The sequence below is a fragment of the Luteimonas aestuarii genome, from assembly GCF_004357985.1.
Classification (GTDB): Bacteria; Pseudomonadota; Gammaproteobacteria; order Xanthomonadales; family Xanthomonadaceae; genus Luteimonas; species Luteimonas aestuarii.
In genome coordinates, this window is record NZ_SMTF01000003.1 from 220831 (window position 1) to 241756 (window position 20926).

The following is a 20926-nucleotide window of genomic DNA, read 5'->3' on the forward strand; positions in this document are numbered from 1 at the left end:
ATGCATGTGAGTCGCCCGCAAGGTGTAGCGCATGCGCGGGATGCGTGCGATGAAACCGTTCAGCGTGCGCGTGGCAGTGCCGTCGCTGGCCCCCACAATGTGGCATCCAGCGTGGCCCGCGGCGGCATCCTGACGCGACCTGCCGTGACCTGCACGCCTTCGGCCCGCAAGCGCGCCGCCTGCTCGCGATGGCCGCGGGAACCGGGCGGGAACGCGATGCGTCCGTCGCTGCGCAGCACCCGGTGCCACGGCAGCGTGTCGTCACCGTTGCCGGCGAGCACGCGCGCCACCAGGCGCGCACGTCCCGGCAGCCCGGCGCGCCGCGCGATCTGGCCATACCCCGCCACCGCGCCGTGCGGCACGTCGCGGATCGCGGCGAGGATACGGGCTTCGGCAGACAGATCGGCCATGGGGGACTAGGATAAACCCTGTCGACCGAACGCCCGCGCCCGCATGCAGAACTTCGAACAGATCCGCAGCCACCTCGCTACCAGCGATTTCCGCATCACCATGCAGGATCCGTACGTGATCTGCGTGGAGCTGTCGCTGGACAACGGCCGTCGGCACCAGGCGATCTTCCTGTCCGAGCTGCAGGACGACGACCACCGCAACTTCCTGCGCGTGAGCACCGTGATCGCGCCGATCACCGGCATCGACGCCCGCCGTGCGCTGGCGTTCAACTGGAACGCGCACGTTGGCTACCTGGCCCTTGGCGAGCTCGACGGCGTGCCCTACCTGCAGCTGTGCGAGAACCGCCCCTACGAAACCCTTACCGGCGCCGAAGTGGGCCGGTTGGTGCTGGAGATCGGCGGCATGGGCGACCGCCTGGAGCGCGCCCTGTCGGCCGACGGCGACCTGCTCTAACGCTACCGGGTGCGGGACCGGGGCGCCGCTCCCGGGACCGTGGAGGCCCTGCGCCGACCTGCCGGCCGATGGCCGGGGCCTGCGGCGGGCCTGCTATGATCCGCTGCCGCGCCAGCAACGCGCCGCCGCTTCCATGGACGACGACCCTAGACCTCCCCCTGCGCCCGCCCTCCGGCGCGCGCTTGAGACCCCCCGGATGACCTGCACGCCCCTGGCCGACCCGACAGGAGGCCCCGGCGATGTTTGAATTGTTCCTGGTCATCCTGCTCCTGATCGCCTGCAACGCGTTCTTCGCGATGTCGGAAATGTCGGTGGTCACCTCGCGCAAACCGCGGCTCAAGCAACTGGCCACGGACCATCGTGGCGCGCGCAGGGCGCTGGAGTTGGCCGAACATCCCGAGCAGTTCCTGTCCACCGTGCAGGTGGGCATCACCCTGATCGGCATCCTCACCGGCATGTATGGCGGCGACGCGGTCGCCAGTTCGCTCGGCGCCTGGCTGCTGGCGCAACTGCCCGTGCTGGGCGCGACGTTCCCGTTCACCGAGCTCAGCTATGCCGGCGCACTCGGCAAGGTCCTGGCGATCGGCCTGATCACCTACCTGACGATCGTGCTGGGCGAACTGCTGCCCAAGCGCCTGGCCTTGCTGGCGCCGGAGAAGCTGGCGTCGTTCGTGGCGCTGCCGATGCACGGGCTGGCGAAGGCGGCCACGCCGGTGGTGTGGTTGCTCAGTGCCAGCGTGCGCACCCTGTTGCGCCTGCTGCGGCTGGACAAGACCGAGGCTGCGCAGGTCACCGAAGAGGAAATCCGGCTGCTGGTCAGCGAAAGCCATGAACAGGGCGTGATCGACGCCGACGAGCGCAACATGATGAACCGCGTGCTGCGCCTGGGCGACCGCAGCACCGAAAGCCTGATGACGCCGCGCACCCGCATCGCGTGGCTGGACATCGCCGAAGGCTTCGAGGAGAACCTGGCGGCGATGCGCGCCACGCCGTTCTCGCGCTATCCGGTGTATCGCGGCAGTGACGCGGACGTGGTGGGCGTGGTCGAGATCAAGTCGCTGATCGATCGCTTGGAGAAGCGTGAGTTCGACTTGTTCAAATACCTGCGCAAGCCGCTGTTCGTGTCCGAATCGACGCCGGTGCTCACGACGTTGGAAATCCTGCGCGAAGAGCAGCACTCGCTGGCGCTGGTGGTGGACGAATACGGCGACGTGACCGGGCTGGTGACGGTCAACGACATCGTCGAAGCCGTGATCGGCCGCACCCAGACCCACGATGGCGGCGAGGCGTCGCCGCTGGTGGTGACGCGCGACGATGGCTCGTTGCTGGTCGACGGAAGCTATTCGGCCGAGAACCTGCGCGAACTGCTTGGCGGCGGCGCCCTGCCCGGCGAGGACGACCACGATTTCCATACGGCCGCGGGCATGGTCATCGCACATTACGGGCGCATTCCCCACGTGGGCGAGCATTTCGACTGGAACCACTGGCGCATCGAGGTGGTGGACCTCGACGGTCCTCGCATCGACAAGCTGCTGCTCCAGCGATTGGCCACGGAGGCCGCCAGCGATGACGAATGACCGTGGCGGCACGCCGCGCGACGAAGACGTGACCCGCGCCAGGCCGGAAATGCTGGGCACGCGCGCACTGTTGGACGCGCTGGCGCTCGGTGATCCCGAGGACAGCCTGAAGCTGGAAGACATCCTCGCCGGGCTGAGCCGACAGGTGTTCGGCATGCTGCTGTTCATCGCCACCCTGCCCGCCTTCATCCCGATCCCGGGCGTCGGCGGCGCGATCGGCGGCCCGCTGACGATCCTGGTGGGCGTTCACCTGCTGGTGGGCATGCGCAAGCTGTGGCTGCCGAAGTTCATCGCCCGCCGCGGCCCGCGGCGCGCCACGTTGCAGAGCTTCGACCGCGTGATGGCGCCTTGGCTGTCACGCCTGGAACGCCTGGTCAAGCCACGCATGACCGTCCTCATCGAGCATCGTGCCGCCAGCATGTTCACCGGTGCCCTGCTGGTGCTGCTGGGCATCCTGCTGGCGCTGCCCATCCCGTTCACCAACTACGTGTTCGGCCTGCTGCTGCTGGCGTTTGCCTTCGCCCTGCTGGAACGCGACGGCCTGCTGATGCTGGTGTGCTGGGTCGCGGGCGTCGCCGCCATCGTTGTCTTCGGCGTGGCCAGTGGCGCATTGGCCGCCGCGGTGACGCACTGGATCGGGCAGCTGTTCGCGTAGGGCGGGTCTCGACCCGCCACTACCTTCTCCGCCGCAACGCACGCCAAGCGAGGCATGGCACGCAGGCGGGGAAACAGGAACATCGCAACGGCGGAGTCGAGACCCGCCCTACGCCAGCAACCCCATGAAATCCTGCGCCTTCATCGGGTGGCCCAGCCAGAAGCCCTGCGCCATGTCGCAACCGCGCTCGCGCAGGATGGCGTACTGGCCTTCCTTCTCCACGCCCTCGGCCACCACGTGGATGCCCAGCGAATGCGCCATCGCGATGATCGCGGTAGTCAACGCCAGGTCGTCGGGGTCGCGCAGCACGTCGGCGATGAAACTGCGATCGATCTTCACGCCGTCAACCGGCACCCGTCGCAGGTGGCTGAGGCCCGAGAAACCGGTGCCGAAGTCGTCCAGCCACACCTTGACGCCGGTGTTGCGCAGCCGCGCCAGCAGCGCGCTGACGCGGGCCTCGTCGCCGATCACCGCGGTTTCGGTCAGCTCGATGTGCAGGTGCTGCGGCGCCAGCCCGGTTTCGCGCAGCACCGCGTCCACCTGCGCCGACAGGTCCGCCGCGCGCAGCTGCCGCGGCGAGACATTGACCGAGACGAACAGGTCGCGCCCGCTGGCGAAGTCGCGCTGCCAGCGGCGCGCATCGATGCAGGCCGCGCGCAGTACCTGCGGGCCGATGGTTTCGATCAGGCCGCTCTGTTCGGCCACGTCGATGAACAGCGACGGCGATACCGAGCCATGCTCGGGGTGCTGCCAGCGCAACAGCGCCTCGGCGCCAATCAGGCGGTTGTCGGCCAGGCGGTACACCGGCTGGTAAGCCAGGCTGAGTTCGCCGCGCTCCCACGCACCACGCAGGTCCTGCTCCATGCGCACGCGCCGTTCCACCGCCTGGTCCATCGCGCGGCTGTAGAAGCGGAAGCAGTTCTTGCCCGCCACCTTCGCCTGGTACATCGCGATGTCGCCGTTCTTCATCAGCGTCGACGCATTGGGCGCATCGTCCGGGAACAGGGTGACGCCAATCGAGATGCCCAGGAACACATGGCGGCCATGCACCAGGATTGGCCGTCCCAGCTCGTCGACCAGTGCTTCGGCCAAACGCGTCGCCGCCTCACGGATATCGCCGTCGCCGCCTCGTGGCAGCTGCAGCAGGATCACGAACTCATCGCCGCCGAACCGGGCCAGCACGCCCTCGCCACCGCTGCGCTGCTCGATCACGTCGCGCATCCTGGCGGCGAACTGGATCAGCACTTCGTCGCCGGCGTCGTGGCCGATGGTGTCGTTGACCCGCTTGAAATCGTCGATATCGGCGAACAACAGGGCTAGCTGGCGCGCACTTCCACTGTTTTCGAACAGGCGCTGGTCGAGGGTTTCGCGGAACGACAGGCGGTTGGCCAGCCCGGTCAGCGAATCGGTATAGGCCATGCGGCGCACGTCGCGGTCGTGCCGCGCGATGCTGTCGCGCATGTGCGAGAACGCGCGCACCAGGTCGCCGATCTCGTCACGGCGGTCGGTCGTCGCGATTTCGCCGCTGAAATCGCCGGATTCGATCTGGCCCGCGGCGTCCGCCAGCCGGCGGATCGGCTTGACCACCGACTGCTGGAGGTACAGCGCGATGATGGCGATCAACGCCGCCAGTACCGCGAGCAGCGTCCCGACCCACAGCATGTGCTTGCGGCCCACCTCGGCCAGCCGCTGGCCCAGCGTCGCGCCGATGCGATCCTCGTCGGCACGCACCGACGCCAGCGAATAGCCGACACGCAAACCGCCGAGGCGCTGGTCGGCGATGCGGATCGGCATCGACACATCCATCAACTCATCGTCGGTCTGCACGTGCAGCTCGCCGGCCGACACCACTTCGAATGCGAACGGGTCGGTCATCTGCTGGCCGTAGTTCGCGATATCCGGACTGCCGTCGTGGATCACCCGGCCTTCGGTGTCGAAGACGATCGCATAGGCGACATCGGGCTGGCGCAGCTGGTTCCGGACGATGCCGCCGATCGCATCCAGGTCGAAGTAGTACAACGGGTTGACCAGGGTGTCGGCGGCCTGCGCCACCGACCCCTGGCCATGGCTGAGCACGCGGTTGGACGCCAGCGCGTGCATCGACTGGCGGCTGAGGGACTGGACCTCGCGCTGGGTCGAGCCCTGCCGGTGCAACAAGGCGGCGACCGCGGCGATGGCGATCAGCACGGCAATGCCGGCCACCAGCGCAAACTTGGCGCGCAGGCCGTAGCGAAGGTTCATTCCAGCTCCGCCGTGATCCGCATGACGCCTTGCTTGAGGTGTTCGAGCGCGTGCTCGTTGGCGCTGTCCAACGGCAGGAATCGAGTGGTCTTGAAGAACTGCAGCAACGCTTCGCGCGCATCCGGATCGTCGGCGGCCGCCAGCAACACCTCGCGCAGGCGGCGCTTGACCCGTGGGTCCAGGTCGCCGCGCACCATCTCCAGCGCGCGCGGATAGGGCGGCGTTTCGCGGATCAGCACGAAATCGCGCTTGAAGCTGGCCGGCACGCGACGTTCGTCCGCCCAGTCCAGGTTGCTCATGGCGCCAGCGTCGACCAGGCGCTTGTGCACCCACGACGAGAGGTTGAGTTCGGTGCGGGCGAAGACGTAGCCCACCGACCCGGGCGCGGGGCGGTCCATCGGCGACAGCAGGATCTCCATGCGCATGCCACGCGCCAGGAGCTCGGTCGCCGGGATGTAGTAGGCACTGGTGGACGACCGGTTCTGGAACGCGATGCTGCGACCGGCGAGGTCCTGGAGCGAGCCGATCCCGGCGTCGCGATGCGCGAAATACACGGTGCTGTAGCTGCTCACCCCGTCACGCTCGGTCAGCAGCAGCGGTTCGGCGCCACTACGCTGCTGCAGCAGCACCGCGGCGGCGGTGGTCTCGGTCACCCAGTCGACGCGGCCGCGGCGCATGTAGCTCTGCATCTGCTGCGTGTCGCGCGCCATCAGCACCCGCCCCTCGCGGATGCCCACGTCGGCCATCCGGGGGACTACGTAGTCCAGCAGTGGCTTGAGCTGCTCGTAGTGCGCCTTGGGGTTGTCGCTGATCCGCCCAAGCACCAGGACATGGCTATCGCTGGCCAGCACCGGCATGATCCAGCCGACGCAGCACCACAGCAGCACTGCCAGCATGCCGGCTCGATGGACGCGTTTACGCAACAACGGGCTACCCCAAGCCTGTCCGACACCGCCGAGACTAGCCGAAATGGCCAACCTGCGACAGGGATCCGGATCAGGACTGCGAACCACTGCCCCCTTGCCCGCCCGCCAGCCGCGCCATGCGCTGCGCGTCAGCCAGGACGCCGCGCAACAGCCGCACCTCACGGGCATCGGGCGCCGCCCGCAGGAACACCCGCCGCAACTTGTGCATCGCCGCTTCGGGCGTTCGACCCTTGTGGAAATCGATCGCATCCAGCGTGTCGCCCAACTGGGTGAAAAAGCCTTCCATCTCGGCATGGCTCGCCGGCAGGTCGTCAGCGGCAACGGCTTCTGTCGTCCGGGTGACGTCGGCCAGCGCCGACATCCGCAACTCATAGGACAGCACCTGCACCGCAGCCGCGAGGTTCAACGAGCTGTAGCCCGGATTGGCGGGAATGGTCACCGCGGCGTGGCAGAGCTGCAGTTCGTCGTTGTCCAGCCCGGTGCGCTCACGGCCGAACACCAGGGCCACTTCGTTGCCGCGCGCGGCCTCGGCCAGCACGCGGGTGGCGGTTTCCCGCGGGCCTGCCTCGTCCATTGCGATCCGCCGCGTGCGCGCCGTGCAGCCGATGACATGGCCGCAGTCGGCGACGGCGTCGGCCAGCGTGGCGTGCACCCGGGCCGCGTCGAGTACGTCACCGGCACCCGCGGCCAGTGCCGCGGCATCCGGATGCGGGAAGCGCTCCGGTGCCACCAGCGCCAGCCGGTGCAGGCCCATGGTCTTCATCGCCCGCGCAGCCGAACCGATGTTGCCCGGATGCTGGGTCCCCACCAGCACGATGCGGATGCGTTGGGCTGCGGGAAAGGTCTCGTCCATGGCGCAATGGTAAACTGCGCGCCCTCCGGCCACCGCGCCGGCGCGCTCTTTCCACCCGCCGATCCCCACCCGCACGGAGCCCGATGCGATGCTGCAACCTGCCGTCAACATCATGGTCAAGGCCGCGCGCGCCGGGGGCAACGTGCTGCTGCGGCACATGCACCGGCTGGATGCGCTGAACGTCGTCGAGAAGGACCGCCTGGACTACGCCAGCGAAGTCGACGGCCTGGCCGAGGAAGCGATCGTCAAGGAACTGCGCCGGGCCAACCCGGACTACGCGATCCTCGGTGAGGAAGGCGGCGCGCAGAAGGGCAAGCATGGCCCCAGCCGCTACACCTGGGTGATCGATCCGCTGGACGGCACCAGCAACTACCTGCGCGGGCTGCCGCACTGGTGCGTGTCGATCGCGCTGTGCGAAGGCCCGGAGCCGCTGCACGCCGTGGTGTTCGACCCGCTGCGCAACGAGTTGTTCACCGCCACCCGCGGCTCCGGTGCGGTGCTCAACGACAAGCGCATCCGCGTCGCCGAGCGCAAGGACCTGTCCGGTGCGGTGCTCGCCACCGGTTTCCCGCCGCGCGAGCGCAAGCGCGCCGACGCGCAGCTGGACTGCCTCAAGCACCTGCTGCGCGATGCCGAGGACGTGCGTCGCACCGGCTCGGCCGCACTGGACCTCGCCTACGTGGCCGCGGGTCGCGTGGACGGCTACTTCGAAGCCGGCGTGCAGGCCTGGGACATCGCCGCCGGCGTACTGCTGGTGCGCGAGGCCGGCGGCCGCATCGCCGATTTCAAGGGCGCCGCCACCTCCCCGATGCACATCCCGGGTGCGGCCGCAGGCCGGCAACTGGTCGCGGGCAATGTGAAGCTGGTCGATCCGCTGCTCAAGACCATCGCCGATTCCGGCTATCTGAAAGCCTTCGCCTGACGTTGCAGGTCACCGCCGCGGGATTCGGGCGATCCTGCCGCCCTTGATGCAGCGAAACGGCCGCGTCGGGTCGGGATGGGTGTGCGTTGCGCCGATGGCTGCCATCTGCGCAGTGCAGTCCCCGGCCCTTCAACGGCACGCTTGCTTGTCCGCTTTTCGATCCGCTGGCAGTCGATGCCCGAAGCGCCTGGCCGGTGCCATGCCGACCAGGCGGATATCGGGCCGCGATTCGGCGTGACACCGGCCAGGCGCGGCAGGAGTCTGCATTGATGAACCGCCGGAGGTGCGAACACAGTCGCAGCGGCGGTTGGACGAAAACCCCAGGAAAAGGCCGCGCAATGCGCGGCCTTTCCGTTAATGGAGAAACGCGGGCCCGTTCAGGGCCGCCGCGCCAATGCCTCTTCGTCGCGGGCCTTCGGCAGCAGGTCCTGCTTGGTGACCTTGAGGAAGCCGTAAGTGAGCAACGGACAGGCCAGCAGGATGGAGGACAGCGTGCCGACCACCGCGCCCACCATCTGGGTCAGCGCCAGGCCCTCAAGCGAACCGCCGCCGTAGAAGAACAGCGCGGCCACCGACAGGAAGTACACCAGCGAAGTGATGATGGTGCGCGAGAGCGTCTGGTTGATCGAGGCATTGATCACATCCAGCGGACTGCCGCGCATGTTGCGGAAATTCTCGCGCACGCGGTCGAACACCACGATGGTGTCGTTGATCGAGAAGCCCATCACCGCGAGCAGGCCGGCCAGCACGCTGAGGTCGAACTCGCGCCCGGTCAGCGAGAAGAACGCCGCCACCACCAGGACGTCGAACGCGGTGATCAGGCTGGCGACGATCGCGAACTTCCGCTGGAAGCGGAACGCGATGTAGACCAGGAAGCCGATCAGCACGAAGATCGCCGCCTCGGTCGCGCGTTCGGCCAGGTCGGCCGAGACCTGCGAACCGACCGATGCGCGATCGAGCACGGTGGCGCTGTTGCCGGGCTGGCTGACCGCGGACTGGATTTGCTGTACCAGCACGTCGTTCTGGTCGACCGTGAGCTGTTCGCCCTCGGCGCGCACGCGCACCAGCACGTCGGTCGCAGGCCCGAAACCCTGCACCTGCGCGCTCTCGAACCCGGCATCGGCCAACCGGCTGCGGGTGCCCTCCACGTCCGCGGGCTGCTCGAATCGCAGCGTGATCGCGGTACCGCCGGTAAAGTCCAGCGCGAAATTGAACCCGTTGAACAGCACCACGCCGATCGAACCGACGAACAACAGCGCACCGATCACCAGCGCGATCAGCCGGAAGCGCATGAAGTCGATGTTGGTGCCGTAAGGGACCAGGGTCAGTGGGAAAATCTTCATGTCGGTGTATTCCTCAGATCGCCAGCGTCTTGAGCTTCTTGCGAGGCCCATAGATCAGGGTGACGATGCCGCGCGTCACGGTGAGCGCGGTGAACATGGAGGCCAGGATGCCGACCACCAGGGTGATGGCGAAGCCTTGCAGCGGGCCAGTGCCGAATGCATACAACGCCACGCCGGCCAGCATGCCGGTGATGTTGGCGTCGAAAATCGAACTGGAGGCCTTGTCGTAACCGCTGGCAATCGCCGTTCGAGGCGGCACCCCGGCCTTGAGCTCCTCGCGGATGCGTTCGTTGATCAGCACGTTGGCATCCACCGACAAGCCGATCGACAACGCCAGGCCGGCGAAGCCAGGCAGGGTCATGGTGGCGCCGAACACCGACATCACCGCCACCACGATCACCAGGTTCAGCAGCAGCGCCGCCGAGGTGACCAGGCCGAACATCCGGTAATACAGCATGAAGAAGATCAGGGTGAACACGAACGCCAGGCCCACCGCGGTGATGCCGCGCTCCACGTTCTCCTTGCCCAGGCTGGGGCCAATGACGCGCTCTTCCACGAAATCCATCGGCGCGGCCAGCGCGCCGGCCTTGAGCTGGCGGGCCAGCGACGCGGCTTCGTCACGGCTCAGGCCGGTGGTCTGGAACTCGCGACCGAACACGCCCTGGATGGTGGACGAGCTGATCACGCGTTCGGTGGTCCGCGCCGAACGCACTTCCTCGCCATCGACCAGGGTGACCGTGGGGATGCGTTCGACATAGACGATGCCGAGGCGGTTGCCCACGTTCTCCAGCGTGTGGTCGAGCATGCGCTTGCCGCCGGCGGCGTTGAGCGTGATGTTGACCGAGGGCAGGCCGGTGCGCGAGTCGGTGCCCGGCACCGCGTTCACCAGGTCCTCGCCTGCGACCAGGATACGCCGCGACAGTAGCAGCGGTTGGCCGGCGTCGTTGTAGTAGATGCGCGAATCGGCCGGGATGGTGCCATCGGCGACCGCAGCTGCGGCCTGCAATTCGTCGCCGGTGACGGCACGGAATTCCAGCGTGGCCGCGGCACCGATCAGGCGCTTGGCTTCGGCGGTGTCCTGCAGGCCCGGCAGCTGGATGATCAGGCGGTCATCGCCCTGCCGCTGCAGCACCGGCTCGGCCACGCCGATGGCGTTGATGCGGTTGGCGATGACGTTGCGGTTCTGCTCGATCGCGTCGGCGGCAATGCGCGCGAACTCGGAGTCGGGCAGGCGCAGGCTGATGCGGTTGCCGGCGACGTTGATGATCGGTGCTGCACCCATGGTGCCACCGGCACCAGCGATGCCGCTGGCCGCACTGGTGACGATGCCGCGCGCCTTGTCGACGTCGGCACCCTGCGCCAGCACCACTTCGATGCTGTGGTCGGGGCGTCGCGTGACCGAGGTGTACGTAACACGCTCCTCGCGCAGGTCGAGGCGGATGGCATCGACGTAGGCATCCAGCCGGCGATCCAGCGCCGCGGCCTGGTCGACCTGCATCATGAAATGCACACCGCCCTGCAGGTCCAGGCCCAGCGACATCGGCTTGGCCGACAGCCGGTCCAGCCACGCCGGGGTGGTCGAGACGAGGTTGAGCGCGGTGGTGTAGTCCTCGCCCAGCGCGGGGCGCAGGAGGTCCGACGCCGCGGCCTGCTGGTCCGCGTCATCGAAGCGCGCGATGACGTGGTCGCCTTCGATCGCCACCGACCTGGCCGCGATGCCGGCTTCCTGCAGCTGCGACTGCACGCGCTGGACGAGGGCATCATCGATCACCGCGCTGGCGCGCGCCTTGGCGACCTGGACCGACGGGTCCATCTGGTACGCGTTGGGCAACGCATACAGCGCGCTCAGCAGCACCACGACGAGGATGAGGGCGTATTTCCAGCGGGGAAACTCGAGCATGGGCAGCTGCCGTGTCTAGCGGAATGGTGGCCGGGTGCCAGCCGCCGCCCTGCCGCGTGCGACAGGGGGCGTTGCCGCCGGACGACGGGTGGGACGTCGCCGACGAACCGGGCCTTGGCGGGATATCGCCCCGGTCAGGCGGATTTCAAGGTGCCCTTGGGCAGCACGTTGCCGACGGCGCCCTTCTGCACGCGCACCTCGATGCGATCGGCGATCTCGACGGTGATGAAGCTGTCGCCGATGTTGCGCACCACGCCGGCGATGCCGCCGTTGGTGATCACTTCGTCGCCGACGGACAGCTTCTCCAGCATCGCGCGGTGTTCCTTCTGGCGCTTCATCTGCGGGCGGATCAGCAGGAAGTACATGATCACGATCAGCAGGATCGGGAACATGAGGGTCGACAGCAGGCTGGGGCCAGCCGGCGCGGCAGCGGCGGCGTGGGCCGGGGCGATCACGAGGTCGAGCAGGTTCATCGGGTTGTCCGGTAGCGGAAAAACAGCGGGGAATTATGCCACGGGCCGCCCTCGCGGACCCGGTGGCCGGGTACGGCACCCTCCCCCGCCTGCGGGGGAGGGCTGGGGTGGGGGGCCATCGACGCACCGCGCGCCCACCCGGCGCCGGCGGCACCGACCTCCCCCGCAGGCGGGGGAGGTGGAGCACGGCACGGACAAGGGCTTCTTACGGGCTGCGCCTGGCGTAGAAGGACTCGCGGAAGGCGGCAAAGGTTCCCGCGTCGATGGCGGCCCGCATCTCCGCCATGAGCGCCTGGTAGTACCAGAGGTTGTGCAGGGTACCCAGGATCGGGCCCAGCATCTCGTTGCAGCGGTCGAGGTGGCGCAGGTAGGCGCGGCTGTAGCCTCCGGCACAGGCCGGGCAGCCGCAGCCCTCCTCGATCGGCCGCAGGTCCTTCTCGTACCTGGCGTTGCGCACGCGCACGGTGCCCGTGGACGTGAAGTAGTGGCCGTTGCGTGCGTTGCGGGTGGGCATGACGCAGTCGAACATGTCGATGCCGCGCGCGACCGCCTCCACCAGGTCTTCCGGGCGGCCCACGCCCATCAGGTAGCGCGGGCGGTCGTCGGGCAGCTGCGGGCAGGTGTGGTCGAGCATGGCGTTGCGCTCGGCTTCGGTCTCGCCCACGGCCAGTCCGCCCACGGCATAACCGTCGAACCCGACCTGCCGGAGGCCCTCGGCGGAACGGCTGCGCAGGTCGTGGTGCACGCCGCCCTGGACGATGCCGAACAGGGCCGCGTCGTTGCCTTCGTGCGCACGCCTGCTGCGTTCGGCCCAGCGCAGCGAGAGTTCCATCGAGCGCTCGATCACGCGCTTGTCCACCGGCTGGCCGTCCACATGCACCGGCGGACACTCGTCGAAGATCATCACGATGTCGCTGCCCAGCACCTTCTGGATGTGCATCGACTCCTCGGGGCCCAGGAAGACCTTCGACCCGTCGGTCGGCGCGGCAAAGGTCACGCCCTGCTCGGTGATCTTGCGCTTGTGCGCCAGCGAGAACACCTGGAAGCCGCCCGAGTCGGTGAGGATCGGCCCGTTCCAGCGCGCAAAACCGTGCAGGCCGCCATGCGCCTCGATGATCTCCAGCCCCGGCCGCAAATAGAGATGGAACGTATTGCCGAGGATGATCTGCGCGCCCAGCGCGCGGATCTGGTCGGGCAGCACGCCCTTCACCGTGCCGTAGGTGCCCACCGGCATGAACGCAGGCGTCTCCACCGTGCCGCGCGGGAACGACAGGCGGCCTCGGCGCGCGATGCCATCTGTGGTCAGGAGCTGGAACTGCATTCGGGACATGGAGTGGAGCGTGGGGACGGCCGGTCGAGGGCGGCAAAGATTACCCTCTTTCGCCGCGGGCCTTCGGCCCGTGGCCCCGGCGCAAGCCGGGATGACGACCTCGGGGCTATCGCGCTTTTCCGCGAGGCGGAAAGAGAACCAGGGCGTCATCGACCAGTTTCAGCGCCAGCGCAGACCCCGGCGCAGGCATCAGCTCGGGTGGCAAGTCGATCTCCACCATGTCGCCACTTGCCAACCGCAGCTGCGCCACCTGCCCCGGCCCCCGGAACGAACACGTGACGACCTCGGCGACCAGTCCGCCCGCTGCATCCGCCACCAGCGCCTGCGGACGCACCAGCACGTCGCCGTCGCCCGGCAGGCCCAGCGCCGTCACGGGCACCACGCTGCCGCGGCCGATGAATCCGGCGACGAAGCGATCCACCGGCCGCGCATACAGCGTCGCCGGCCCCGCCCATTGCAGGATGCGGCCGCGATCCATCACGCCGATGGCGTCGGCGACCACGAAGGCCTCGGCCTGGTCATGTGTGACCAGCAGCGCCGTGATGCCGGCCACCTTGAGGATGCCGCGCAACTCGATGGCCAGGCGTTCTCGGGTATCGACATCGAGGTTGGAGAACGGCTCGTCGAGCAGCAGCAGTTTCGGTGCCGGTGCCAGCGCACGCGCCAGTGCGATCCGCTGCTGCTGGCCGCCGGACAGTTCATGCGGGAACACCCGTGCCTCGCCTTCCAGCCCCACCAGCGCCAGCATCTCGTCCACGCGCGCACGACGCGCCGCCTTGTCCATGCCGCGCAGGCCGAACGCGATGTTGGCCGCCACATCCAGGTGCGGGAACAGCGCGTAGTCCTGGAACATCATGCCCACGCCGCGCTGTTCGGGCGGCAACGTGCGTCCCGCCGACGACAGCATCCCGCCATCGAGCCGGATGCTGCCGGCCTGTACCGGTTCGAACCCGGCGATGGCGCGCAAGGCCGTGGTCTTGCCGCAACCGGACGCGCCCAGCAGGCAACCGATCCCCCCCGCGGGCAACGCGAGCGACAGGTCGTCGACCACCACATGGAAGCCATCGACCGTGGGATATCCGACGCGGATGGCATCGAGTTGCAGCATGGGTCCACTCACCGCGACGACAGCTCCCTTCCGTATTGCACACCCGCCCGTGCCAGCAGGATCACCGGCAGCAGGCCCACGGCCACGATCAGCAGCGCGGCGACCGCACCGTCCTCGTACGCACCGCGCACCGCATCCGCATACAGCCACGTCGCCAGCGTCTCGAAGTTCATCGGCCGCAGCAGCAGCGTGGCCGGCAGTTCCTTCATGGTATCCACGAACACCAGCAGCGCGGCCGCGGCCAGTGCAGGCTTCAGCAACGGCAGGTGCACGCGACGCAGCATTGCGCCGGGCGACGCGCCCAGCCCGCGCGCGGCATGGTCGAGCGAGGCTGGCACGCGCATCAATCCTGCCTCGATGCCGCCCGATGCGATCACCAGGAAACGCAGCACGTAGGCCAGCACCAGCGCCGACACCGACCCCATCAGCACCATCCGTGGATCCCTCCCGAAGCCCTGCAGCAGCAGGTTGGCGCCATCGTCGAACCAGGCCAGCGGCGCCAGCAGGCCGATCGCCAGCACCGTGCCCGGCAACGCATAGCCGAAGCCGCCGATGCGCAGCGCGACCCCTGCAATGCGCGGGTCGCGTCGCGCCTGCGCCAGCCGATGCGCCCAGGCCAGCACCAGTCCCGCGGCCACCGTCACCAGCGTGGCGATGAACGCCACGCGCACCGTGTTCCACAGGCTGGACCACAGCGTCGGCGACACGCCGCCGTTGGACAGGCGTTGCCAGGATTCCACCGCGAGATGCGTCGTGGGCGCGACGAAGCCCACCAGTACCGGCACCGACACCAATGCCAGCACGCCGAACGCAGCCAAGCCGCGCAGCCGTCGTGGTTGCATCGGCCGCGGCCGTTGCGTGTTCGCATAGCGCTGGCGCCGCCGGCCGAAGCGCTCCAGCGCGATCAATGCCAGCACGATCACCAGCATCGCCAGCGCGATCTGTGCGGCACCCGCCAGGTCGGAGCGCGTGATCCAGGTGGTATAGACCGACACCGTCAACGTCTGCACGCCTAGGAACTCCGACGCGCCGATGTCGCCCAGCGTTTCCAGCAATGCCAGCGCCGCGCCCACCGCGATCGCCGGGCGCGCCAGCGGCAGCGCCACGCGGAAGAACAGCGACGCACGCCCCGCGCCCAGCGTGCGGCCGGCTTCCAGCAGGCTGGCCGCCTGGGTCATGAACATCGCACGCGTGGTCATGTACACGTAGGGGTACAGCACGAAGCCCAGCAGCACGATGCAGCCCAGCAAGCCGCGGATGTCGGGCAACCGGAAATCGCGCGGGCTGTCGTAGCCCAACAGCGCGCGCACCGCAGACTGCACCGGGCCCAGCGGATGCAGCAGGTCGAGATAGGCGTAGGCGACGATGTAGGTCGGTACCGCCAGCGGCAGCAGCAGCGCCCAGGCGATGACCTTGCGCCCGGGAAACTCGTAGGCGGTCACCAGCCACGCGCTGCCGGTACCCAGCGTGACGGCCAGGGTGCCGACGCCCAATAGCAGCAGCGCCGTATTTTTCGTGGCCTGCGGCAGCACGTTGGCGGCGATGTGAGACCACAAGCCGTCGCTGCCCTGCGCCGCGGTCCAGCCCAGGGCCAGCAGCGGCAGCAGCACCGCGGCCGCGATGGCGACCGCGGCGCACTGCCAGCCGTTCCATCGCGGTCGCGGCTGCACGCGCACCTCGTCCAGCGTCGGCGCGCGCGCGCTCAAGCCGCGATCAGTTGTCGAAGCCGACGCGATCGACCAGTTCGCTGGCCTGCCTGCGGTGCTTCGCCACTTCGGTGAGCGGCAGCGCGTCGACCGTCATTTCGCCGAAGCTGGCGACGACCGGGTCCAGCTCCACGCCGGCCTTCACCGGATACTCGTAGTTGGCCTTCGCGTAGAGGCTCTGCGCTTCGTCGGACACCAGGTACTCGAGCAGCTTCACCGCGTTGTCGCGGTTCGGTGCGTGCCTGGCCACCGCGGTACCGCTGATGTTGACGTGGGTGCCGCCACCGGCGACCGCGAAGGTCGGGCGGATGACCTGGATGGCATCGCCCCACTGGCGCTGCTCGCTGCCTTCGGCTTCGTTCTTCATGCGGCCGACGTAGTAAGCATTGGCGATGCCGATGTCGCAGATGCCGGCGAGGATGTCGCGGGCGACGTCACGATCGCCACCGGCGGCCTTGCGCGCCAGGTTGGCCTTGACGCCGCGCAGCCAGGCTTCGGTCCGCTCCACGCCATCGTGCGCGATCATCGCCGCGATCAGGCTGGTGTTGTACGGGTGCTGGCCGGAGCGGATGCACACCCTGCCCTTCCACTGCGGGTCGGCCAGTTGCTCGTAGGTGAAGCCGTCCAGCGACAGGTCCTTGTCGGCATACAGCACGCGGTCGCGCAGCGACAGCGCGAACCACTGGCCATCGCCGCCGCGCAGGTGCGCGGGGATCGCCGCGGACAGCACTTGGGATTCGATCGCCTGGGTCTGGCCGCCATCGACCAGGTCCAGCAGGTTGCCGGTATCGACCGTCATCAGCACGTCGGCGGGCGAGCGTTCGCCCTCGGCGCGCACGCGCTCGAGCAGGCCATCGCGCACGAAGACCGTGTTGACCTTCGTGCCGGTCTGCGCGGTGAACGCTTCGAGCAGCGGCTGGATCAGGCCGGGCTCGCGGGTGGTGTAGAGGTTGACCTCGCCGGCATCGGCCGCGGGCGCGGCGACTTCGGTGGCAGGCGTGGTATCGGGCGAGCCGCAGGCGGCCAGCAGCAACAGTGCGCCCGGCACGACAGTCAGGCGGGCAGCTTGGATCAGGCGACGCATCGGGAACTCCTGGAGATCGGGGGGAGCCGGCTCTGGCGATGCCGTGGATGCGGCGGCTGGCGCGGGAATGAGAATTGTACTCATTCAGAAGGTAGCGACCAATACCCGCCCTCTTCACCGCACACGTCCACGATGCCCGAGGGAAAGTCCAATGGCCCGGAGGGGGCCACTCGCATCTGCGCGATCAAGGCTTCCATTTTTGGTAAACAGCTGTTCTTCGCTTGCCCGCTGCGCGAAGCCGGCCAAGGTGAGAGCGTTCCGCCCGTGAACGGGCGGGTTGCTTTCTTTGCGGGCACACTGCGCAGCGAACGGCGAAGCCGGTCAAGAAAGTAACCCAAAGAAATGCCTTTCCCCGACGGCGCTAACGATTCGTCTCGGGCTCGACGGGATTTTTCGACAGGACATCCGTGTCTTGTCGAGAAACGGCTGGCATCCATGCCAGCCGCCCGCCGGGTCTTCCAGCAAATTGCTACTCAACGTAGGTCGAGAGCAGAGCGCCTTCATCCCGGCGTATTTCAGTCGACGAATCTCTGGACAAACCAGCGTCCCGCGTGTTGTCGACGCATCGCCGGCGACCTGTCCAGCCTCAACCCGTCGACGCCTGCGGAAACAGCAACATCGCATCCCCATAGGAAAAGAACCGGTAGCGTTCGCGCACCGCGTGGGCGTAGGCGGCGAAGATGCGGTCCTTGCCGGCGAACGCCGAGACCAGCATCAGCAGGGTCGATTCGGGCAGATGGAAATTGGTCAGCAGCGCATCCACGCTGCGGACGCGATAACCGGGGAAGATGAAGATCCGCGTCTCGCCGGCGAACGGATGCAGTTCGCCGGCGTGCATCGCGCTTTCCAGCGCGCGCACGACGGTCGTACCCACCGCGACGACACGGCCGCCCGCCTCGCGCGTGCGCCGTACCTGCGCCACCAGTTCGGCGCCCACGTTCAACCATTCGCTGTGCATCGCATGCTCGCGCACGTCGTCCACGCGCACCGGCTGGAACGTGCCCGCGCCGACGTGCAGCGTCACGTGGCCGGACTGCACGCCGCGTTCGCGTAGCGCCGCCAACAACGCGTCGTCGAAGTGCAGGCCCGCCGTGGGCGCGGCGACGGCGCCGACGTTGCGCGCGAAGACAGTCTGGTAGCGCTCGTCGTCGTCCCGTCCCGGTTCGCGACGGATGTAGGGCGGCAGCGGCAGGCGCCCGACCTTGAGCAACCATGATTCCAGCGCGCCCTCCACATGGAAGCGCAGGTGGTAGAACTCGCCGTCGCGGCCCAGCACTTCGGCCTCGCCGCCGCCGTCGAGCGCGATCCGCCCGCCGGGTTTCGGCGACTTGCTGGCACCGACCTGTGCCCGCACTTCGTTGCCGGGCAGCAGGCGCTCGATCAGGATCTCGACGCGTCCCCCGGTGTCCTTCTGCCCGAACAGCCGCGCCGGGATCACGCGGGTGTCGTTGAACACCAGCAGGTCGCCGGGGCGCAGCCACTCGACCAGGTCGCGCACGTGCGCATCGACGAATGCCTCGTCACCTGGCGGCACCACCAGCATCCGGCTGGCGGAACGCTCGGGCAGCGGCGCCTGCGCGATCAGCTCGGGCGGCAATTCGTAATTGAAATCCGATTTCTTCATGGCGCGATTGTAGGGCGGGCCCAGGCCCGCCATCGCGATCCCGCAGCCACGATGCGAACGTCGCCTGCGTGATGGCGGGCCTGGGCCCGCCCTACCTTTCGAACTTGGTCGACAGGATCACCGACGACGTGGTGCGCTCCACACCTTCCACTGCACCAATGCGGTCGGTCAGCTCGTCCATGTCGCCCACGGTCGGCACCACGCCCATCGCCACCAGGTCGTGTTCGCCGGCCACGGAATGCAGGCTGCGCACTTCGGGCATGGCGTGCAGCGCGGCCACCACCGCCGGCATCTGTTTGGGCAGCACGGTCACCAGGATGTGGGCGCGCACGCGCCCCCGGGCGTAATCGTCGCCGACGCGCACGGTGTAGCCGCCGATGACGCCCTCGCGCTCCAACCGGTCGATGCGGCTCTGCACCGTGGTCCGCGACAGGCCCAGCCGACGCGCAATATCCGCGGTGGACAGGCGCGCGTTCTCGCGCAGGATGGACAGCAGGGCTTCGTCGGCGGGCGTGGGCTTCATATGGGCGAATCATCTCGTCGTTTCGACGAAAACTACCTGAAATGTGCGCAGATCGCACCTGTCAAACGACGACAACTTCCCGATAATAGGGAGTTTGCGCCGTTCCACCCGCGCACCGCCCATCCAGGAGGATCGCCCATGTCCGTGACCGACCAGCTCGCCCCGCTTCACGCCCATGGCGGTGAACGCCGCACCCAGGGGCTCGACGCCACCGCCATCGAACGCTTCGCCGCAACCCATCCGGAACTGCGCGACGCCATCGAGGCCGCCGCATCCGAATACGCGCGCATCAAGGACGAGTTCGCGGAGCTGCTGGAACTGGACGAAGACGCACAGATCGCGGCCGTGCAAGCCGGCTACGTCAATTTCTACCCGGCCGATGCCGTGAACCCGTATGTCGCACTGACCGCGCGCGGGCCGTGGATCGTCACGCTGAAGGGCGCAGTGGTGCACGATTCCGGCGGCTACGGCATGCTCGGACTGGGGCATGCGCCGGAACAGGTGCTGGAGGCGATGGCGAAGCCGCAGGCGCTGGCCAACGTGATGACGCCCAGCCTGTCGCAACTGCGCTTCGATCGCGCGATGCGCAAGGAGATCGGCCACACGCGCGGCGGCTGTCCGTTCGAACGCTTCCTGTGCCTGAACTCCGGCTCCGAGTCCGTGGGCCTGGCCGCGCGGATCGCCGACATCAACACCAAGCTGCAGACCGACCCGGGCGCCTCGCACGCGGGCAAGGCGGTCAAGCGCATCGTGGTCAAGGGCAGCTTCCACGGCCGCACCGAGCGCCCGGCACTGTATTCCGATTCCACCCGCAAGGCCTACCTGCAGCACCTGGCCAGCTTCCGCGGCGAAGATTCACTGATCGCGATTGAGCCCTACGACATGGCCGCGCTGGAGCGCGCGTTCGCCGATGCCGATGCCAAGGGCTGGTTCGTGGAAGCCGTGTTCCTCGAGCCGGTGATGGGCGAAGGCGACCCCGGCCGCTCGCTGCCGCGCGACTTCTACGACGCCGCACGCAAGCTCACCGCCGCGCACGGCTCGCTGCTGCTGGTCGATTCCATCCAGGCCGGCCTGCGTGCGCACGGCGTGCTGTCGATCATCGACTACCCCGGTTTCGAAGGCTGCGACGCGCCGGACATGGAGACGTACTCGAAGGCGCTCAACGCCGGCCAGTACCCGCTGTCGGTGCTCGCGGTGACCGGGAAGACCGCGGCCCTGTACCGCAGCGGCGTCTACGGCAACACCATGACCACCAATCCGCGCGCACTGGACGTGGCCTGCGCGGTGCTGGACGCGATCACCCCGGAGCTGCGCGCGAACATCCGCGAGGCAGGCCAGCAGGCCGTCGCGAAGCTCGAAGCACTGAAAGCCGAGTCGGGCGGACTGATCACCAAGGTGCAGGGCACCGGCTTGCTGTTCTCCTGCGAGCTGGCGCCGCAGTTCAAGTGCTACGGCGCCGGTTCCACCGAGGAATGGCTGCGCGAGCAAGGCATCGGCGTGATCCACGGCGGTGCCAATTCGCTGCGCTTCACGCCGCGCTTCGAGACGCGGGAAGACGAACTCGATTTGCTGGTATCGATGGTCGGCAAGGCGTTGCGCGAAGGGCCGCGGTTGAAGCAAGCCGACGCCGCCTGACCGGCGGCCATCGGCACGTTGCACGGAAGGCGGGCTTTGACCCGCCTTTTTCGGTTCTGCCACACGGTCCGAAGTCACGACTTCGCTTTTTCGCAGAGACGCATCGGCCTGTCCGCGCAGGCGTGGTGCCGTCGCAACCAAGCGGACATCGGGCGGCGACTT

Annotated in this window: 18 protein-coding genes; 5 read left to right on the forward strand and 13 right to left on the reverse strand. The window is 68.2% G+C overall.

Going from position 1 to position 20926, the window contains the following annotated elements; translation table 11 throughout:
• Nucleotides 1–59 precede the first annotated feature (59 nt).
• Nucleotides 60–410: an MGMT family protein gene (locus tag E2F46_RS05945; RefSeq protein WP_133321170.1), complete on the reverse strand. Its 351-nt coding sequence runs from the start codon at nt 408–410 to the stop codon at nt 60–62.
• Nucleotides 411–453: 43 nt separating this feature from the next.
• Between E2F46_RS05945 and E2F46_RS05950 the strand changes: the two genes are divergently transcribed.
• From E2F46_RS05950 to E2F46_RS05960, 3 genes are all read left to right on the forward strand, one after another.
• The gene (locus E2F46_RS05950) at nt 454–864 is read left to right on the forward strand and encodes a hypothetical protein (RefSeq protein ID WP_133321171.1); all 411 of its coding nucleotides are present in this window, start codon (nt 454–456) and stop codon (nt 862–864) included.
• A gap of 239 nt (nt 865–1103) precedes the next feature.
• Complete coding sequence (locus E2F46_RS05955) at nt 1104–2441, forward strand: hemolysin family protein (protein WP_133321172.1); 1338 nt, start codon at nt 1104–1106, stop codon at nt 2439–2441.
• Nucleotides 2431–3096, forward strand: coding sequence for an exopolysaccharide biosynthesis protein (locus E2F46_RS05960; RefSeq protein WP_133321173.1), 666 nt, complete (start codon nt 2431–2433; stop codon nt 3094–3096). The genes E2F46_RS05955 and E2F46_RS05960 overlap by 11 nt, the downstream gene beginning before the upstream one ends.
• 108 nt (nt 3097–3204) lie before the next feature.
• Here the strand turns inward: E2F46_RS05960 and E2F46_RS05965 are convergent, their stop codons facing one another.
• The 3 genes from E2F46_RS05965 to E2F46_RS05975 form a co-directional block, all read right to left on the reverse strand.
• Complete coding sequence (locus tag E2F46_RS05965) at nt 3205–5337, reverse strand: putative bifunctional diguanylate cyclase/phosphodiesterase (RefSeq protein WP_133321174.1); 2133 nt, start codon at nt 5335–5337, stop codon at nt 3205–3207.
• Complete coding sequence (locus E2F46_RS05970) at nt 5334–6233, reverse strand: phosphate/phosphite/phosphonate ABC transporter substrate-binding protein (protein WP_133321175.1); 900 nt, start codon at nt 6231–6233, stop codon at nt 5334–5336. The genes E2F46_RS05965 and E2F46_RS05970 overlap by 4 nt, the downstream gene beginning before the upstream one ends.
• A 100-nt stretch (nt 6234–6333) precedes the next feature.
• Nucleotides 6334–7116 (reverse strand): RNA methyltransferase, encoded by a 783-nt coding sequence (locus E2F46_RS05975; protein WP_133321176.1) that lies wholly within the window; start codon nt 7114–7116, stop codon nt 6334–6336.
• A gap of 88 nt (nt 7117–7204) precedes the next feature.
• Here E2F46_RS05975 and E2F46_RS05980 point away from each other — a divergent pair, with 88 nt between their 5' ends.
• A complete protein-coding gene (locus E2F46_RS05980; RefSeq protein ID WP_133321177.1) occupies nt 7205–8038 on the forward strand; it encodes an inositol monophosphatase family protein in 834 nt (277 codons plus the stop codon).
• A 377-nt stretch (nt 8039–8415) separates the two neighbouring features.
• Here E2F46_RS05980 and secF read toward each other — a convergent pair whose 3' ends face one another.
• The 9 genes from secF to E2F46_RS06025 all read right to left on the reverse strand — a co-directional run bounded on the left by secF (nt 8416) and on the right by E2F46_RS06025 (nt 19129).
• Nucleotides 8416–9381: a protein translocase subunit SecF gene (secF, locus tag E2F46_RS05985; protein WP_133321178.1), complete on the reverse strand. Its 966-nt coding sequence runs from the start codon at nt 9379–9381 to the stop codon at nt 8416–8418.
• 13 nt (nt 9382–9394) lie between these two features.
• On the reverse strand, nt 9395–11281 hold the full coding sequence (secD, locus tag E2F46_RS05990; RefSeq protein ID WP_133321179.1) for a protein translocase subunit SecD: 1887 nt from the start codon (nt 11279–11281) through the stop codon (nt 9395–9397).
• A 134-nt stretch (nt 11282–11415) separates the two neighbouring features.
• A complete protein-coding gene (yajC, locus tag E2F46_RS05995; protein ID WP_133321180.1) occupies nt 11416–11754 on the reverse strand; it encodes a preprotein translocase subunit YajC in 339 nt (112 codons plus the stop codon).
• Nucleotides 11755–11959: 205 nt separating this feature from the next.
• On the reverse strand, nt 11960–13084 hold the full coding sequence (tgt, locus tag E2F46_RS06000; protein ID WP_133321181.1) for a tRNA guanosine(34) transglycosylase Tgt: 1125 nt from the start codon (nt 13082–13084) through the stop codon (nt 11960–11962).
• A 106-nt stretch (nt 13085–13190) separates the two neighbouring features.
• Complete coding sequence (locus E2F46_RS06005; RefSeq protein WP_207949528.1) at nt 13191–14204, reverse strand: ABC transporter ATP-binding protein; 1014 nt, start codon at nt 14202–14204, stop codon at nt 13191–13193.
• Nucleotides 14201–15898 carry an ABC transporter permease gene (locus E2F46_RS06010; RefSeq protein ID WP_207949529.1) on the reverse strand — a complete coding sequence of 566 codons (1698 nt, stop codon included), beginning with the start codon at nt 15896–15898 and terminating at the stop codon, nt 14201–14203. Before E2F46_RS06010 ends, E2F46_RS06005 begins: the two co-directional genes overlap by 4 nt.
• Before the next feature lie 7 nt (nt 15899–15905).
• The gene (locus tag E2F46_RS06015) at nt 15906–16982 is read right to left on the reverse strand and encodes a Fe(3+) ABC transporter substrate-binding protein (RefSeq protein WP_133321182.1); all 1077 of its coding nucleotides are present in this window, start codon (nt 16980–16982) and stop codon (nt 15906–15908) included.
• Nucleotides 16983–17568: 586 nt separating this feature from the next.
• On the reverse strand, nt 17569–18606 hold the full coding sequence (gene queA / locus E2F46_RS06020) for a tRNA preQ1(34) S-adenosylmethionine ribosyltransferase-isomerase QueA (RefSeq protein WP_133321183.1): 1038 nt from the start codon (nt 18604–18606) through the stop codon (nt 17569–17571).
• Between the two features lie 91 nt (nt 18607–18697).
• A complete protein-coding gene (locus tag E2F46_RS06025) occupies nt 18698–19129 on the reverse strand; it encodes an Lrp/AsnC family transcriptional regulator (protein WP_133321184.1) in 432 nt (143 codons plus the stop codon).
• Nucleotides 19130–19267: 138 nt separating this feature from the next.
• Between E2F46_RS06025 and E2F46_RS06030 the strand changes: the two genes are divergently transcribed.
• The gene (locus E2F46_RS06030) at nt 19268–20764 is read left to right on the forward strand and encodes an aminotransferase class III-fold pyridoxal phosphate-dependent enzyme (RefSeq protein WP_133321185.1); all 1497 of its coding nucleotides are present in this window, start codon (nt 19268–19270) and stop codon (nt 20762–20764) included.
• Nucleotides 20765–20926: the final 162 nt, after the last annotated feature.

Bases quoted from the DNA above. Each gene is read 5' to 3' on its own strand.
- E2F46_RS05950 (WP_133321171.1), top strand. From the start codon at position 454: ATGCAGAACTTCGAACAGATCCGCAGCCACCTCGCTACCAGCGATTTC.
- E2F46_RS06025 (WP_133321184.1), bottom strand. From the start codon at position 19,129: ATGAAGCCCACGCCCGCCGACGAAGCCCTGCTGTCCATCCTGCGCGAG.
- queA (WP_133321183.1), bottom strand. From the start codon at position 18,606: ATGAAGAAATCGGATTTCAATTACGAATTGCCGCCCGAGCTGATCGCG.
- E2F46_RS05975 (WP_133321176.1), bottom strand. From the start codon at position 7,116: ATGGACGAGACCTTTCCCGCAGCCCAACGCATCCGCATCGTGCTGGTG.
- E2F46_RS05970 (WP_133321175.1), bottom strand. From the start codon at position 6,233: ATGCTGGCAGTGCTGCTGTGGTGCTGCGTCGGCTGGATCATGCCGGTG.
- E2F46_RS06015 (WP_133321182.1), bottom strand. From the start codon at position 16,982: ATGCGTCGCCTGATCCAAGCTGCCCGCCTGACTGTCGTGCCGGGCGCA.
- E2F46_RS05980 (WP_133321177.1), top strand. From the start codon at position 7,205: ATGCTGCAACCTGCCGTCAACATCATGGTCAAGGCCGCGCGCGCCGGG.
- E2F46_RS05960 (WP_133321173.1), top strand. From the start codon at position 2,431: ATGACGAATGACCGTGGCGGCACGCCGCGCGACGAAGACGTGACCCGC.
- E2F46_RS05965 (WP_133321174.1), bottom strand. From the start codon at position 5,337: ATGAACCTTCGCTACGGCCTGCGCGCCAAGTTTGCGCTGGTGGCCGGC.
- E2F46_RS05955 (WP_133321172.1), top strand. From the start codon at position 1,104: ATGTTTGAATTGTTCCTGGTCATCCTGCTCCTGATCGCCTGCAACGCG.
- tgt (WP_133321181.1), bottom strand. From the start codon at position 13,084: ATGTCCCGAATGCAGTTCCAGCTCCTGACCACAGATGGCATCGCGCGC.
- secF (WP_133321178.1), bottom strand. From the start codon at position 9,381: ATGAAGATTTTCCCACTGACCCTGGTCCCTTACGGCACCAACATCGAC.
- E2F46_RS06030 (WP_133321185.1), top strand. From the start codon at position 19,268: ATGTCCGTGACCGACCAGCTCGCCCCGCTTCACGCCCATGGCGGTGAA.
- yajC (WP_133321180.1), bottom strand. From the start codon at position 11,754: ATGAACCTGCTCGACCTCGTGATCGCCCCGGCCCACGCCGCCGCTGCC.
- E2F46_RS05945 (WP_133321170.1), bottom strand. From the start codon at position 410: ATGGCCGATCTGTCTGCCGAAGCCCGTATCCTCGCCGCGATCCGCGAC.
- secD (WP_133321179.1), bottom strand. From the start codon at position 11,281: ATGCTCGAGTTTCCCCGCTGGAAATACGCCCTCATCCTCGTCGTGGTG.